The organism is Pseudomonas sp. S32 (assembly GCF_016648095.1).
Classification (GTDB): domain Bacteria; phylum Pseudomonadota; class Gammaproteobacteria; order Pseudomonadales; family Pseudomonadaceae; genus Aquipseudomonas; species Aquipseudomonas parafulva.
On sequence record NZ_JACVVF010000009.1, the window covers coordinates 99,341 to 114,613 of the forward strand.

Below are 15,273 nucleotides of genomic sequence, written 5' to 3' on the forward strand. Positions count from 1 at the left end.
TCTGTATAATGGCCCCTTCCATCCGTACGGCCAAGCCATCCCCATGCTGCCAAACCTCTTACGCCGCCTGTACCGCGCCCTGCTCTGGTTCGCCGCCGGCAGTATCGTGCTGGTGCTGGTGTTCCGCTGGGTACCGCCACCGGGTACGGCATTGATGGTGGAGCGCAAGGTGGAGTCCTGGGTAGACGGCGAGCCCATCGACCTGCAGCGTGACTGGGTGCCGTGGGCGCGCATTTCCGATGACCTGAAAGTGGCGGTAATCGCTGGCGAGGACCAGAAATTCGCCACTCACTGGGGCTTCGACCTGCCAGCCATCCAGGCTGCGCTGGCCTACAACGAACGCGGCGGCGGCATCCGTGGCGCCAGCACCCTAACCCAGCAGGTGGCCAAGAACCTGTTCCTGTGGTCGGGGCGCAGCTGGTTGCGCAAGGGGCTGGAAGCATGGTTCACGGCCCTGATGGAGCTGTTATGGTCCAAGGAGCGCATCCTTGAGGTGTACCTGAACAGCGCCGAGTGGGGCCCAGGGGTATTCGGCGCGCAGGCTGCAGCACGCTATCACTTCGGTGTGGACGCAAGCCGCCTGAACCGCCAGCAGGCCGCGCAGCTGGCGGCGGTGCTGCCAAGCCCGATCAAATGGAACGCGGGCCGGCCCAGTGCCTATGTGGCCAGCCGCGCCGGCTGGATCAGCCGGCAGATGAGCCAACTGGGCGGCCCCAGCTACCTGATGCAACTGAACACTTCCCGCAAGCTCTGAACACAGCCATGAAAAAGCCGCTGTCCCTTGCGGGGCAGCGGCTTTTTTTGCGACGTGAACCAGGGTCAGGCAGCGATCAACGCCTTGACCTTGTTCATCGCATTCTTCTCCAGCTGGCGAATACGCTCGGCCGATACGCTGTACTTGTCTGCCAGCTCGTGCAGGGTGGCCTTCTCTTCCGCCAGCCAGCGCTGGTACAGGATATCGCGGCTACGGTCGTCCAGGCCTTGCAGGGCCTGATGCAGGTTGCTGGTGGAGTTGTCGCTCCAGTCAGCATCCTCCAATTGCACGGCCGGGTCGTAACGGTGGTCTTCCAGGTAGTGCGCAGGCGACTGGAAGGCACTGTCGTCATCCGCCTCGGAAGCCGGGTCGAACGCCATGTCGTGGCCGCTCAGGCGGCTTTCCATCTCGCGCACCTCCCGCGGCTCTACGCCGAGGCTTTCGGCCACCCGATGCACCTCGTCGTTGTTCAGCCACGCCAGACGCTTCTTCTGGCTGCGCAGGTTGAAGAACAGCTTGCGCTGCGCCTTGGTGGTAGCCACCTTGACGATGCGCCAGTTACGCAAGATGAACTCGTGGATCTCAGCCTTGATCCAGTGCACGGCGAACGACACCAGGCGCACGCCCATTTCGGGGTTGAAGCGCTTCACGGCCTTCATCAGGCCGACGTTACCTTCCTGCACCAGGTCAGCCTGGGCCAACCCGTAGCCTGCGTAGCTACGGGCAATGTGTACGACGAAACGCAGGTGGGCCATCACCATCTGCCGAGCGGCCTCGAGATCCTGCTCATAGTAGAGACGCTCGGCCAGATCACGCTCCTGCTCGACCGTCAGCAGCGGGATGCTGTTGACCGTGTGCACGTAGGCTTCCAGGTTTGCACCGGGTACCAGGGCATAGGCAGGCTGCAACGATGTGGTCATTCAAGAACCTCCGACTTACTAAACTCGCGCCTTTTGGGCGCTGCCTACATTGACCTGGAACCACGGTACAAGTTCCTGCGTGAACAGAACGTCAATGAGGCACAGAAAACTATCGCGGTGCCAGCTCGTTCAGGTGGCGGGCCACTGCGATCCATGCACCGATATACCCCAACAGCACCGCTCCGATCAAGAGCGACAGACCATCGGACGGTGGTACCCCGCCCAGGGCGAAGTCACTGCCGTACAGGCCGGACAAGCCAACCACGGCCTCGTTCAGCCAGCTCAGGCCAAACGCCAGGATGGCCCACGCCAGCAGGCCCGCGCCCAGCCCGTACAGGGCGCCCATGTACAGGAAGGGCCGGCGCACGTAGGCATCGGTACCGCCGACCAGCTTGATGACTTCGATCTCGATACGGCGGTTTTCGATATGTAGACGAATTGTGTTACCGATTACTAACAACAATGCAGAAATCAGCATCACCGCCAGGCCGAACACGAACCGGTCGCCCAGTTTGAGGATGGCCGCCAGGCGCTCCACCCACACCAGGTCAAGCTGAGCCACGTCAACGCGCGGCAGCTCCGACAGGCGCTGGCGCAGCGCTTCGAGGGCTGGCTTGTCGACCTCGGTGGGGGTGACCACCACCACACCGGGCAGTGGGTTGTCGGGCAATTCGCGCAAGGCTTCACCCAGCCCGGACTGCTGCTGGAACTCCTGCAGTGCCTGCTCGCGGCTGACGTATTGGGCTTCGGCTACGCCGGGCATGCCCTTGATCTCATCGCGCAACGCCTCGCCATCACGGCTGTTGGCATCGAGCTTGAGGTACAGGGAAATCTGCGCCGCGCGCTGCCACGAACCGCCCAGTTGCTCCACGTTCTTGAGCAGCAACGACAGGCCCATGGGCATGCTCAGGGCCACCGCCATCACCATGCAGGTGAAAAAGCTGCCAATCGGCTGCTTGCCCAGGCGGCGCAAGCTGTCCGCCAGGCTGGCACGGTGGCTTTCAAGCCAGGCATGCATCAGCGTGCGCAGGTCTGGCCCGTCATCGTCGGCGGTGCGTTTTTTAGGCGCTTGCGGGTCGGCCGGTTTAGGCGCCACCCGTTCGGACACCTTCGGCGTACGTGTAGTGCTCATTGCCCGGCCTCCCCATCGCCGATCAAGCGGCCGCGCTGCAGGGTCAGCATGCGGTGGCGCATGCGCGCAATCAGTGCCAGGTCGTGGCTGGCGATCAAAACAGTGGTGCCCAGCCGGTTGATGTCTTCGAACACGCCCATGATTTCTGCCGCCAGGCGCGGGTCGAGGTTACCGGTGGGTTCGTCGGCCAGCAGCAGGGCTGGCTGGTGAACGATGGCGCGGGCGATGCCTACCCGCTGCTGCTGGCCCGTGGACAAGTCCGCCGGGTACAGCTCGCCCTTGTCGGACAGCGAAACACGCTCCAGCGCGGAATCCACACGCTTGGCGATTTCGGGCTTGGACAAGCCAAGAATCTGCAGCGGCAGGGCGATGTTGTTGAAGACCGTGCGGTCGAACAGCAACTGGTGGTTCTGGAACACCACGCCGATCTGGCGGCGCAGGAACGGGATCTGCGAGTTGCTGATCTGGCCCAGGTCCTGGCCGGCCAGCATCAGCTTGCCGCTGGTGGGGCGCTCCATGGCCAGCAGCAGGCGCAGCAAGGTACTCTTGCCGGCGCCCGAATGGCCGGTGACGAACAGGAATTCGCCCCGGCGCGCCCGGAAACTCAGCTCATGCAGCCCCACATGACCATTGGGATAGCGCTTGGCAACCTGTTCGAATCGGATCATGGTCAGTCTCGCTCGGCGAACAGAGCCTTGACGAACGGCTCGGCTTCGAAGGTGCGCAGGTCATCGATACCTTCACCGACACCGATGAAGCGGATGGGCAGCTTGAACTGCTTGGCCAGGGCGAAGATCACGCCGCCCTTGGCCGTGCCGTCCAGCTTGGTCAGGGCCAGGCCGGTCAGTTCGACGCTCTGGTTGAAGTACTTGGCCTGGCTGATGGCGTTCTGGCCGGTACCGGCATCGAGCACCAGCAGCACCTCGTGAGGCGCTTCGGGGTCAAGCTTGCCGATGACCCGGCGCACTTTCTTCAGCTCTTCCATCAGGTTGTCTTTGGTGTGCAGGCGGCCGGCGGTGTCGGCGATCAGCACGTCGACGCCACGGGCCTTGGCAGCCTGCACGGCATCGAAAATCACCGAAGCTGAATCGGCGCCGGTGTGCTGGGCGATGACCGGGATCTTGTTGCGCTCACCCCACACCTGCAACTGTTCCACGGCAGCGGCACGGAAGGTGTCACCCGCAGCCAGCATGACCTTTTTGCCTTCCAGTTGCAGCTTCTTGGCCAGCTTGCCGATGGTGGTGGTCTTACCGGCGCCGTTCACACCGACCACAAGGATCACGTAGGGCTTGTTCTGCGCCTGCACCACCAGCGGCTGCTCAACCGGCCTGAGCAGCGCAGCCAGCTCTTCCTGCAGCGACTTGTACAGCGCATCGGCGTCAGCCAGCTGCTTGCGGGCGACCTTCTGGGTCAGGTTCTGCACGATCGTGGAGGTGGCCTCCACACCCACGTCGGCCGTTAGCAGGCGGGTTTCGATTTCATCCAGCAGGTCGTCATCGATCACCTTCTTGCCCAGGAACAGGCTGGCCATGCCTTCGCCAATGCTGGCGCTGGTCTTGGACAGGCCCTGTTTGAGGCGGGCGAAGAAGCCAGGCTTCGCGGCTTCCACCTGGGCGGCCACCGCCGCTTCGGCAGGCGCATCTACCTGGGCTTCAGCCACTTCGACGGCAACGGGGGCGGCAGGCTCGGGGGTCTGGCGCTCGGGGATGGCAGGCGGGGCCTTGGGTTCGAGGTCCGGCACCAGCGCCACAGGCTCTTCAGCCACGGGCAACACCAGGTTGCTGATAGGCGCGGCCTGCTCGACGGGCTGCGTGCCAGGCGCTTCGACAACTGGCTGGGCAACCGGCGCAGGCACAACGGGTTCAACCTGCTCAGGCTCGGGCACGCTGGGGGGAGTCACGGGCGCTGGCGCAGGCGGTGAAACGACCGGTGCGGGGGTGACAGGCTGCGGTTCGGGCGTGGCAGGCTGCGGCGCAGGGGCAACAGGCTCGGCCGGCGCTTCCTGCGGCTGCTCGGCAACCGGGGCAGGCGCTACCGACTCGCCAGCATGCGGCTCGGCGGACGGCGGTTCTGGGGTTTGCGGCTGTTCGGCGACAGGTTGCTGCGGCTTCTTGCGAAACCAGCTGAACAGGCCTTTCTTCTCGCTGGCCTCGGCCGGCGCTTTCTTGTCGTCGTTGGAACCAAACATGGAGACGGCTATCTCAGGGTAGCGATGGGCCAGCTATGGCGCATCGGGAATTCTTTCTACGCAGAACAGACTATCTTGAAGCCGGCTGGTTCATGCGCAACGTTTTGTCTTGATGTCCTGCAAGCCAGAACGGCGACAGGCATGGTCGCCAGGCAACCGGATCAGTATCCTAGCACCTCCTGGCCTGCCGACGCTAAACCCAGCGGGCCGCCGAACAGGTTAAACACCGTATGAATGCTCTAGCCCGCCGCGCCGCAGGCCTGTTGCTCGGCACACTGTGCCTGCCGCTCGCGGCCTTCGCCGCCGATGTGCAACCCACCCACGAATTCATCCTCGACAACGGCCTCAAAGTGGTCGTGCGTGAGGACCACCGTGCCCCGGTGGTGGTTTCGCAAATCTGGTACAAGGTTGGCTCCAGCTACGAAACCCCCGGCCAGACAGGCCTGTCCCACGCGCTTGAGCACATGATGTTCAAGGGCAGTGCCAAAATCGGCCCGGGCGAAGCCTCGCGCATCCTGCGCGACCTGGGTGCCGAAGAAAACGCCTTCACCAGCGACGACTACACCGCTTATTACCAGGTGCTGGCCCGCGACCGCCTGCCGGTGGCTCTGGAACTCGAAGCCGACCGCCTGGCCAGCCTGCGCCTGCCGGCCGACGAGTTCAGCCGTGAAATCGAGGTCATCAAGGAAGAACGCCGCCTGCGCACCGACGACCAGCCCAATGCCAAGGCATTCGAGCTGTTCCGCGCCATGGCCTACCCTGCCAGCGGCTATCACACCCCCACCATCGGCTGGATGGCCGACCTTGACCGCATGAAGGTCGAAGAGCTGCGCCACTGGTACGAGTCCTGGTACGCCCCCAACAACGCTACGCTGGTGGTGGTGGGCGATGTCACCGCCGATGAGGTGAAAGGCCTGGCGCAAAAGTACTTTGGCGCCATCCCCAAGCGCACCGTGCCCGCCGCCAAGCTGCCACTGGAGCTGGCCGAACCTGGCCAGCGCCAGCTGACCCTGCATGTGCGCACCCAGTTGCCCAGCCTGATCTACGGCTTCAACGTGCCGGGCCTGCCCACCGCACAGGACCCGCGCACGGTGCATGCCCTGCGCCTGATCTCGGCGCTGCTCGACGGAGGCTACAGTGCGCGCATGCCTGCCCGCCTGGAGCGCGGCCAGGAGCTGGTGGCTGGCGCATCGTCCAGCTACAACGCCTTCACCCGCGGCGACAGCCTGTTCCTGATCTCGGCCACCCCCAACGTGCAGAAGCACAAGACCCTGGCCGACGTCGAAAAAGGCATCTGGCAATTGCTGGATGAACTCAAGACCACCCCGCCCACCGCCGAGGAACTGGAGCGGGTACGCGCCCAGGTCATTGCCGGCCTGGTCTACGACCGCGACTCCATCAGCAGCCAGGCCACCACCATTGGCCAGCTGGAAACCGTCGGCCTGTCCTGGAAGCTGATCGACAGCGAGCTGGACGAGCTCAAGCGCGTCACCCCGCAGGACATCCAGAACGCCGCGCGCACCTATTTCACCCGCGAACGCCTGAGCGTTGCCCATGTACTGCCCGAGGAGTCCGCCCATGAGTGACCGCCGCGCATCACGCCCCACCCTGTTGGCCACGGGCATCCGTGCCCTGGCACTGGCGACCGTGCTGGCCGCACCGGCCCTGGCCGACCAGGCGGCCAAGCCCGACACCGCGGCGGCCCGCCCGGCCAATACGCTGCAATCGCTGGCCGAGCTCGACGGCAAGGCCCCCAGCCGTCGTCAGTTGAACATTCAGCATTGGAATACGGCCGAGGGCGCACGCGTGCTGTTCGTCGAAGCCCGCGAACTGCCCATGTTCGACCTGCGCGTAACCTTCGCCGCTGGCAGCAGCCAGGATGGCGCCACCCCCGGGGTGGCAGCACTGACCAACGCCATGCTCAATGAAGGCGTGGCCGGCAAGGACGTGACCGCCATCGCCCAGGGCTTCGAGGGCCTGGGCGCGGACTTCGGCAATGGCTCCTACCGCGACATGGCCGTGGCCTCGCTGCGCAGCCTCAGTGCCAAGGACAAGCGTGAGCCTGCACTGAAGCTGTTCACTGAGGTTGCGGGCAAGCCCACCTTCCCTGAGGAGGCCCTCAAACGCATCAAGAACCAGATGCTGGCGGGCTTCGAGTACGACAAGCAGAACCCGGGTAAAATCGCAGGCAAGGCGCTGTTCGAAAAACTCTACGGTACCCACCCCTACGCGCACCCGAGCGACGGCAGCCCTGAGAGCATCAACAGCCTTGGCCTTGCACAATTGCGTGCATTCCATGCCAAGGCCTATACCCCAGGCAACGCGGTCATTGCCTTGGTCGGCGACCTGAGCCGCAGCGAGGCCGAGGCCATCGCCGCCCAGGTGTCCGCCGGCCTGCCGAAAGGCCGTGCATTGCCCGCCCCGGCCCAGCCAGCCGACGCCAAGGCCGGGCTCACCCACATCGACTTCCCCTCCAAGCAAACCCACCTGATGCTGGCCGAGCTGGGCATCGACCGCCAGGACAAGGACTGGCCAGCGCTTTCGCTGGGCAACCAGATCCTGGGCGGTGGCGCGTTCGGTACGCGGCTGATGAGCGAAGTGCGGGAAAAACGTGGCCTGACCTACGGCGTGTATTCGGCGTTCAGCCCGATGCAGGTGCGCGGGCCCTTCATGATCAACCTGCAAACCCGTGCCGAGCTTAGCGAAGGGACGTTGAAGCTGGTTCAGGGTATTCTTGCCGATTACCTCAGCACGGGCCCGACCCAGCAGGAGCTGGACGACGCCAAACGCGAGCTGGCCGGCAGCTTCCCGCTGTCCAATGCCAGCAACGAAAGCATCGTCGGGCAGTTGGGCGCCATTGGCTTCTACAACCTGCCACTGACCTGGCTGGAGGACTTCATGCAGCAGTCCCAGGCGCTGACCGTCGAGCAGGTCAAGGCCGCCATGAACCGGCACCTGGCCGCTGACAAGCTGGTGATCGTCACCGTCGGCCCGAACGTGCCGCAAAAGCCGTTGCCTGCCCCCACCGACAAACCCACCGAGCCAGCCCTCGGGGTACCGGAGCACTAATGCCAAGATCCACCCCTCCCGCCCGCCCGCAGCCGGGCCAGAGCAAAGGCTCGGGCCACCTGCGCATTATCGCCGGCCATTGGCGCAGCCGGCGCCTGGCGGTGCCTGACGGCGAAGGCCTGCGCCCAACCCCCGACCGGGTACGTGAAACCCTGTTCAACTGGCTGGCGCCCTACATCGAAGGGGCCCGGGTACTGGATGCCTTCACCGGCAGCGGCGCCCTGGTGCTCGAGGCCTTGTCACGCGGGGCCGAGGATGCCGTGGCGCTGGACAGCAACCCGGCCGCCATCGCCAACCTGAAAAACAACCTGGAGCTTCTGCGTTGCCCACGGGGGCAGATCCTGCAGACCGACGCCCTGCGCTACCTGCAGGCACCGGCCAAACAGCAGTTCGATGTGGTGTTCCTCGACCCGCCGTTCCACCAGCAACTGCTGGCTGAAACCTGCAACCTGCTGGAGCAGAACCAGTGGTTGCGCGAGCAGGCATGGGTGTACACCGAGAGCGAAGCGGCGCCGTCCAGCCTGCAACTGCCTGCCAGCTGGCGCCTGCACCGTGAGAAAAAAACCGGCCAGGTGCATTACGCACTGTGGCAGCGGGGCTAGTTATCTAGCGCAGGCAGGGCGCGCCATTGGCTGAAGCTGTTGGGGTTTCCAACCACCCGAGCACTTCAGCCATGCCACTACCCTCACCTGCGCCGGCCCCTCTCGAAGGGGTGCCCGAGGCACTTGCGTCTCTTGCAGCGGCCACCCCTTCCCCTCTTCAGCATTTCACCCTGGAAAACGGCTTGTCCGTTTACCTTCGCCAGCAGCACGGAACCTCGCTTGCCGCTGTGCAACTGTGGTACCACGTGGGCACCAGCCACGAACCGGCAGGCCACACCAACCTTTCACACCTGCTGGAACACCTGATCTTCGAAGGCAGCAGCAAGCTCGCGGCTGGGGATTATTCCCGCGTCGTCGCACGGCTGGGCGGCCGGGCCAATGCCAGCACCCGCCTGGATGCGACCGCTTACGAGATCTCGCTACCCGTCTCACGCTTGCCAGTGGCGCTGGAGATCATGGCCGATGCCATGCACAGCGCCACCTTCGACGCCCCTGACCTGGCCCGGGCTGCCAAGGCGATCGTCGATGAACGCCGCCTCAAGCTCGATACACAGCCAGCTCAGCAAGCACTCGACCACCACCAGGCACTGGCACACGGTAACAGCCCCTATGCAGCCCCAAGCTTCGGCACCGCGGCCGACCTGGGCAGCCTCGACCTGCAGCAACTGCGTACCTGGTACCGCACCTGGTACCGCCCGAGCAATGCCACCCTGGTGGTGGTCGGCGATATCGACCTGGCGACCCTGCGCGGGCCTGTGGACAAGTACTTTTCACCCCTGGTCAGTGGGCCTGTCACAGACTGCCCGGCACCCAGGCACGACGACGCGCTACAAGCGCGCACGCACACCGTCAGCTTGCCGGGGCTCGCCCATGGCCTGTTCATGTCGTTCAACGTTCCTGGCTGCGCCACCGCACCCGACGAAACTACCACCGCGGCCCTCGAACTGATCGGTGAGCTGCTTGGCCAAGGCGCCAGCTCTTGGCTCTACAGCGAACTGGTGCGGGACCAGCGTGTACTGACAGGTGTAAGAGTGAATTATGACCCCCTGGTACGCGGGGACACGCTGCTCACCGTTGCTGCCTATGTGAATACCACCCACGCCACCCCCGAGCAGGCCGCCGAGGCGGTGTACCAGCAAATTGACCAGCTACGCAGCCTGACGCTGCCCAGCAGTGATCTGCAGCACCTGAAGCTGGGCCTGCTGGCAAGGCGGCTGTTCACCCTTGAAGACCCCGCCTCGCAGGCCGAGCGCATTGGCTCGGTAGCTGCGGCCGGTCAACCCGCCAGCCTGGTCGACAGCGAAGCAGCTCGGCTGGTGGCCATCGACGCAAGCACCCTGCAACAAGTGGCCAATACCTACCTGGGGCGTGAGCGCCTGACCATCACCTTCCTTCGGCCAGGAGCGCAAGCATGACGCACGAACAGTTGCCACCTCATCAACCCCTGCTTTGCCAAGGCCCCACCACAGACCCGGCATTGGCCGCGATGGCGAACCTGGAGTCCATGCAGGCTATCGAGCTCGGCAGGGCGCCCTCCGTGCAGGCGACCGCCGAGCAATGGCAAACGGCCGAGGGAACGCGCGTCAGCTTCATTGCCGCGCAGGGTCGCCCCATGATCGACCTGGTGCTGCGCTTCAGGGCCGGCAGCATGCTGGACGGTGACACCCCAGGCCTGGCAGCACTTGCCCTGTACAGCCTCGACCAAGGCACCGAAGACCTGGACGCGGCACAGTTCGCCCAACGGCTGGCAGGGCTGGGTGCAACCCTGAGCAGAAAAATCAGCGAGGACAGCACCTCCATCGCCCTGCGATGCCTGAGCATGCCCACGTTACGGGCACAAGCGATCGGCTTGCTGACGCAAATGGTGGCCCGGCCAGCACTGCGCGAGGCTGAGGTGGCGAAGATCCGCGAACGCATAGCGTTCAATCAGGCCCGGCAAAGCCGACACCCCATTCTGCGAATGGCCAATGCCACCATGAGCCATGTGTTCCACGGCCACCCCTACGCTGCGCAGCCGGCTGCACGACCGGCTGATGACCTGGGTGCCGAGCAGGTTCGCGCCTTCCACCAGAAGGCCTACTCGGCCAACAATCTGGACATCGGCCTGGTCGGTGATGTGAGCCGCGCTGAGGCCGAGCAGTTGGTAAATGTGCTGGTGCAGGCGCTACCGCAGCAGTGGGCGGCGCAAACCCCGCCCGCCCCGGCCGACCCTCTACCCCTGGTGCAACACCTGGATTTCGCTGGCAGCGCTACCCAGGCGATGCTGACCATCGCGGCCAGGGTTGCCCCCAAAGACCCGCCCTACCCTGCACTGGTGCTGCTCACGGCCATTCTGGGGGGCAGTTACGAGGCTCGCCTTACCCAGGAGCTGCGCCACCTGCGCAGCCTTACCTACGCCGTGTCGGCGTTTCTCAGGCCGCTCGATGCAACCACCCTGTTCCAGATTCATTGGGATGTCGTGCCCCAGCACCGCGATGCATCGGGTGCGCTGGTATCGGCCATGCTGAACTGCCTGCGCGAGCATGGGCCCAGCCAGGCCGAGTGTGACCTGGCGGTAAACCAGATCGCCGCCCGGCTGCACCATGACCTGGCCGACCACGGCAAACTGGCCAGTGCACTTGCAACCTACAGCCACCAAGGCTTGCCGGCCGACCACCTGACTACCTACGTGGACACCCTGGCGGCGCTGACACCTGCCAACCTGCTGGAAGCCGCTCAGGTATGGCTGGGCCAGGCGCCAGAAGTGTTCGTTACCAGCGGCCCTGCCGTCGAGCAACTGCCGCTCTCGCAGCCCACAGCAGACGAGCGCTAGCCCAGGCAGGGCGGCGCGGTTCGTGGCATGCTAGGCGGGCACCTCATGAGCCGCCCAGCATGCCCAACCCTGACGCCACCTTTCGCCCCGCCACCGGCCTTTCCAATCCGCACCTGCAGACATTGTGGGGGCCGCTGTGGCGCAAGATGCCTGACTTGCAGCGCGAGCGGGAGCGTATGTGGCTGGCCGATGGCGACTTCATCGACCTCGACTGGTACGGCCCACACCAGCCAGACGCCCCCTTGGTACTGGTGCTACACGGCCTCACCGGCTCGTCCCAGTCACATTACGTAAAAGGGCTGCAGCAAGCCTTGCACGCCTGTGGTTGGGCCAGCGCAGCGGTAAACTGGCGTGGTTGTTCGGGTGAACCCAACCTGCTGCCACGCAGCTATCACTCCGGTGCCAGCGAAGACCTGGCTGAAGTCGTCAGCCACGTAAGGGCGCGGCGCCCACTGGCGCCCCTGTATGCGGTAGGTTACTCGCTGGGTGGCAACGTGCTGCTCAAGTACCTGGGCGAATGCGGCGCGGCCAGCCAGTTGCAGGCCGCGGTGGCGGTTTCGGTGCCGTTTCGTCTTGATCACTGCGCCGACCGCATCGCCCAGGGGTTTTCCAAGGTGTACCAGGCCCACTTCATGCGCGAGATGCTGGCCTATGTGCAGGTCAAGCAACGTCACTTCCATGACAATGCCCATCACGACCGGTTGGCAACCCTGGAACAATTGGGGCCACTGGGCAACCTGCGCACGTTCTGGGAGTTCGACGCCAAGGTCACCGCGCCACTCAACGGCTTCAGCGACGTGCACGATTACTACCGTCGGTCATCCAGCCACTTCTTCCTCAAGCAGAACTGTACGCCCACGTTGATTATCCACGCCAACGATGACCCGTTCGTTTCGACCCGGAGCCTGCCGGGGCCTGGGGACCTGGCTTCGAACACCCGGTTCGAACTGCACGGTCGAGGTGGCCATGTGGGGTTTGTGGAGGGCAGCCTGCGGCGCCCGGGGTATTACCTCGAACGCCGGATACCGCAGTGGCTGATGCAGGGCCAATGAGCCGCGATCAGTTGCCAGTCGCTACACCCCGTGCCGGGTCGTTGATCCACTCACTCCACGAGCCGGCATACAGCTTGCCTAACGGGTAACCGGCAAGCGCCAGGGCAAACAGGTTATGGCACGCCGTTACACCTGAGCCGCAGTACGCCACAACCTGCTCCGGCGCACGCCCGGCCAACTGCTGGTCAAACCGCTGCCGCAGCTGCTCAGGCGGCAGGAAACGCCCGTCAGGCCCCAGGTTGTCGGTAAAGGCCGCACATTGGGCGCCGGGGATGTGCCCCGCCACCGGGTCTATCGGCTCTACCTCACCGCGAAAGCGTGGCTGCGCGCGGGCATCGAGCAGGGTCAGGTCGCTCGCACCCAGGCGGCTGGCCAAGTGCTCGGCATCGATCAGCAGCTTGCCGTCGGGTTTGCCAACGAACGCTCCCTGACGCTTGGGCGGTGGGTCTAGGCTTAATGGCAAATGTGCGGCGTGCCAGGCCTTCAGCCCCCCGTCCAGAATCGCCACGCCGCTACGCTTGCCCAGCCAGGCAAGCAGCCACCAGGCCCGGGCAGCGAAAGCCCCGGGGCCATCGTCGTAAAGCACCACCTGGCTATCGTCGTCGATACCCCAGTCGCGCAGCCGCTCGGCCAGCCTGGCCGGGTCGGGCAACGGGTGCCTGCCGGTCACCCCTTTGCTGATCGGGCCGCTGAGGTCACGCTCCAGGTCGGCGAAATGGGCCCCGGCGATATGCCCTTGAGCGTAACTACGCTGGCCATAGTCCCCATCCTCAAGGGCAAAGCGGCAGTCGAGGATCACCAGCCCGGGCGAGTCCAGCCGCTCGGCCAATTGCTGTGGGGTGATCAGTTGCGCAAGTGGCATGACAATCTCCTGGTCGATGACGCCAAGCCTTGCCAGGTCTGCAGGGCCTGGTTGAACGGTACATGAAATACCTGGCGATGGCGCACAAACCTCGCGCCGCAGCATGGGGAGAAGTATAGTGGCCCCAGCCGGCCACATGACTTGGCCGGGCGCAGTCGCTGCGCTACCATCCGACTCCCCAACGCACTCCAGCCAGGATGACGCGATGAACCGAGTGTTGTACCCGGGTACTTTCGACCCCATTACCAAAGGCCATGGCGATCTGGTCGAGCGCGCCTCGCGGCTGTTCGACACCGTGATCATCGCGGTGGCAGCCAGCCCCAAGAAAAACCCGCTGTTCCCACTGGAGCAACGGGTAGCGCTGGCGCGTGAGGTCACCAAGCACCTGCCCAATGTCGAAGTCATCGGCTTTTCTTCGCTCCTGGCGCACTTTGCCAAGGAACAGGGCGCCAACGTCTTTCTTCGTGGCCTGCGCGCGGTGTCCGATTTCGAGTACGAGTTCCAGCTGGCGAACATGAACCGGCAACTGGCGCCGGATGTAGAAAGCCTGTTCCTCACGCCTTCCGAGCGCTACTCGTTCATTTCCTCGACCCTGGTGCGGGAAATCGCAGCGCTGGGCGGCGATATCAGCAAGTTCGTCCACCCGGCGGTGGCAGACGCGCTGACCGAGCGCTTCAAGCAGTAGCCACGCTTGCCAGTTTGTCGCGCCCGCGTGCACTGCGGGCGCGAATGCGGCACAATTGTGCCCTTGCGTTGAACATGCCCGGGCCAGGAGCCCCGGCCGGAGCCCCCATGTCTTTGATCATCACCGACGATTGCATCAATTGCGACGTCTGCGAACCCGAGTGCCCGAACGAGGCCATCTCCCAAGGCGAAGAGATCTACGTGATCGACCCCAACCTGTGCACCCAGTGCGTAGGGCACTACGATGAGCCTCAATGCCAGCAGGTATGCCCGGTAGACTGCATCCCGCTGGATGAAGCCCACCCGGAAAGCGAAGAACAGCTGATGGCCAAGTACCTCAGGATTACCGGCAAGGCCTGAGCCCCGGCGGGCAGCAGCGGGTGCTCAGCGCTGGCAGCGTGGGCAGAACACGCTGGCCCGCTGGCCCAGCTTCACATCCCGCAGTTCGGTACCGCACACCTTGCACGGCTGGCCGCCGCGCCCGTAAGCGAACAGGGTCTGCTGAAAATACCCGGGTTGGCCATCGCCGCCGATGAAATCACGCAAGGTCGTTCCGCCCTGTTCGATGGCGGCGGCCAGCACCCGCTTGATCTCGATCGCCAGTTTCAGATAACGCGCCCGCGAAATGCCACCGGCTGGCCGGCGTGGGTCGATGCCGGCGGCAAACAGCGCCTCAGTGGCGTAGATGTTGCCTACCCCCACCACCACGGCGTTGTCCATGATGAACGGTTTGACGGCCATCGACCGCCCGCGTGACAGCTGGAACAAGCGCTCACCATCGAACAGGTCGGTCAGTGGTTCAGGCCCCAGGCGCAGCAACAGCTCATGATTGAGCGGGTCCTGGCTCCAGAGCATCGCGCCAAAGCGGCGGGGGTCGGTGTAACGCAGCATCAGGCCCGATTCCAGCTCGATATCCACGTGTTCGTGCTTGCCGGGCGGCAGACCCAGTTCGACCAACCGCAAGTTGCCTGACATGCCAAGGTGGCTGATGAGCGTGCCGACCTCGGCATTGATCAGCAGGTATTTCGCCCGCCGCTCGACGGTGACGATACGTTGCCCGGACAAGCGTACGTCCAAGTCTTCCGGCACAGGCCAGCGCAGGCGCCGGTCACGCACCACCACACGGCTGACCCGCTGGCCCTCCAGGTGCGGCGCGATCCCGCGCCGGGTGGTTTCTACTTCAGGAAGTTCCGGCATG

At 64.6% G+C, this 15,273-nt stretch carries 14 protein-coding genes and 1 pseudogene; 9 read left to right on the forward strand and 6 right to left on the reverse strand.

The window, feature by feature from the left end:
• The first annotated feature begins 43 nt into the window (after positions 1 to 43).
• Entirely contained in the window at positions 44 to 754 is a 711-nt protein-coding gene (mtgA, locus tag IAE38_RS07400) for a monofunctional biosynthetic peptidoglycan transglycosylase (RefSeq protein WP_201216842.1), read from the forward strand.
• Positions 755 to 819: 65 nt separating this feature from the next.
• Here the strand turns inward: mtgA and rpoH are convergent, their stop codons facing one another.
• The 4 genes from rpoH to ftsY form a co-directional block, all read right to left on the reverse strand.
• The gene (gene rpoH / locus IAE38_RS07405) at positions 820 to 1,674 is read right to left on the reverse strand and encodes an RNA polymerase sigma factor RpoH (protein ID WP_028632057.1); all 855 of its coding nucleotides are present in this window, start codon (positions 1,672 to 1,674) and stop codon (positions 820 to 822) included.
• A gap of 109 nt (positions 1,675 to 1,783) precedes the next feature.
• A complete protein-coding gene (gene ftsX / locus IAE38_RS07410) occupies positions 1,784 to 2,806 on the reverse strand; it encodes a permease-like cell division protein FtsX (protein WP_028632058.1) in 1,023 nt (340 codons plus the stop codon).
• A complete protein-coding gene (ftsE, locus tag IAE38_RS07415; protein WP_028632059.1) occupies positions 2,803 to 3,474 on the reverse strand; it encodes a cell division ATP-binding protein FtsE in 672 nt (223 codons plus the stop codon). Before ftsE ends, ftsX begins: the two co-directional genes overlap by 4 nt.
• 2 nt (positions 3,475 to 3,476) lie before the next feature.
• Complete coding sequence (gene ftsY / locus IAE38_RS07420) at positions 3,477 to 4,994, reverse strand: signal recognition particle-docking protein FtsY (RefSeq protein ID WP_201216823.1); 1,518 nt, start codon at positions 4,992 to 4,994, stop codon at positions 3,477 to 3,479.
• Between the two features lie 230 nt (positions 4,995 to 5,224).
• Between ftsY and IAE38_RS07425 the strand changes: the two genes are divergently transcribed.
• The 6 genes and pseudogenes from IAE38_RS07425 to IAE38_RS07450 all read left to right on the forward strand — a co-directional run bounded on the left by IAE38_RS07425 (position 5,225) and on the right by IAE38_RS07450 (position 12,529).
• Positions 5,225 to 6,580, forward strand: a complete 1,356-nt coding sequence (locus IAE38_RS07425) for a M16 family metallopeptidase (RefSeq protein WP_028632061.1) — start codon at positions 5,225 to 5,227, stop codon at positions 6,578 to 6,580.
• A gap of 130 nt (positions 6,581 to 6,710) precedes the next feature.
• Positions 6,711 to 8,063 (forward strand): annotated as a pseudogene (locus IAE38_RS07430) (M16 family metallopeptidase); the annotation flags it as partial.
• Positions 8,063 to 8,665: a 16S rRNA (guanine(966)-N(2))-methyltransferase RsmD gene (rsmD, locus tag IAE38_RS07435; protein WP_201163020.1), complete on the forward strand. Its 603-nt coding sequence runs from the start codon at positions 8,063 to 8,065 to the stop codon at positions 8,663 to 8,665. The pseudogene IAE38_RS07430 and the gene rsmD, both read left to right, overlap by 1 nt.
• 182 nt (positions 8,666 to 8,847) lie before the next feature.
• Positions 8,848 to 10,080: a M16 family metallopeptidase gene (locus IAE38_RS07440; protein WP_201216828.1), complete on the forward strand. Its 1,233-nt coding sequence runs from the start codon at positions 8,848 to 8,850 to the stop codon at positions 10,078 to 10,080.
• Complete coding sequence (locus IAE38_RS07445) at positions 10,077 to 11,477, forward strand: M16 family metallopeptidase (protein ID WP_201216830.1); 1,401 nt, start codon at positions 10,077 to 10,079, stop codon at positions 11,475 to 11,477. The genes IAE38_RS07440 and IAE38_RS07445 overlap by 4 nt, the downstream gene beginning before the upstream one ends.
• A 59-nt stretch (positions 11,478 to 11,536) precedes the next feature.
• A complete protein-coding gene (locus tag IAE38_RS07450; RefSeq protein WP_201211765.1) occupies positions 11,537 to 12,529 on the forward strand; it encodes a hydrolase in 993 nt (330 codons plus the stop codon).
• A 7-nt stretch (positions 12,530 to 12,536) separates the two neighbouring features.
• On the opposite strand, the gene IAE38_RS07455 is transcribed toward IAE38_RS07450, so the two are convergent.
• Complete coding sequence (locus tag IAE38_RS07455) at positions 12,537 to 13,391, reverse strand: sulfurtransferase (protein ID WP_201216832.1); 855 nt, start codon at positions 13,389 to 13,391, stop codon at positions 12,537 to 12,539.
• Between the two features lie 205 nt (positions 13,392 to 13,596).
• Between IAE38_RS07455 and coaD the strand changes: the two genes are divergently transcribed.
• Positions 13,597 to 14,076 (forward strand): pantetheine-phosphate adenylyltransferase, encoded by a 480-nt coding sequence (gene coaD, locus IAE38_RS07460; RefSeq protein WP_028632068.1) that lies wholly within the window; start codon positions 13,597 to 13,599, stop codon positions 14,074 to 14,076.
• A 107-nt stretch (positions 14,077 to 14,183) separates the two neighbouring features.
• A complete protein-coding gene (locus IAE38_RS07465; protein WP_028632069.1) occupies positions 14,184 to 14,435 on the forward strand; it encodes a YfhL family 4Fe-4S dicluster ferredoxin in 252 nt (83 codons plus the stop codon).
• 24 nt (positions 14,436 to 14,459) lie between these two features.
• Here the strand turns inward: IAE38_RS07465 and mutM are convergent, their stop codons facing one another.
• Entirely contained in the window at positions 14,460 to 15,272 is an 813-nt protein-coding gene (gene mutM / locus IAE38_RS07470) for a bifunctional DNA-formamidopyrimidine glycosylase/DNA-(apurinic or apyrimidinic site) lyase (RefSeq protein ID WP_028632070.1), read from the reverse strand.
• Between the last annotated feature and the right edge of the window lies 1 nt (position 15,273).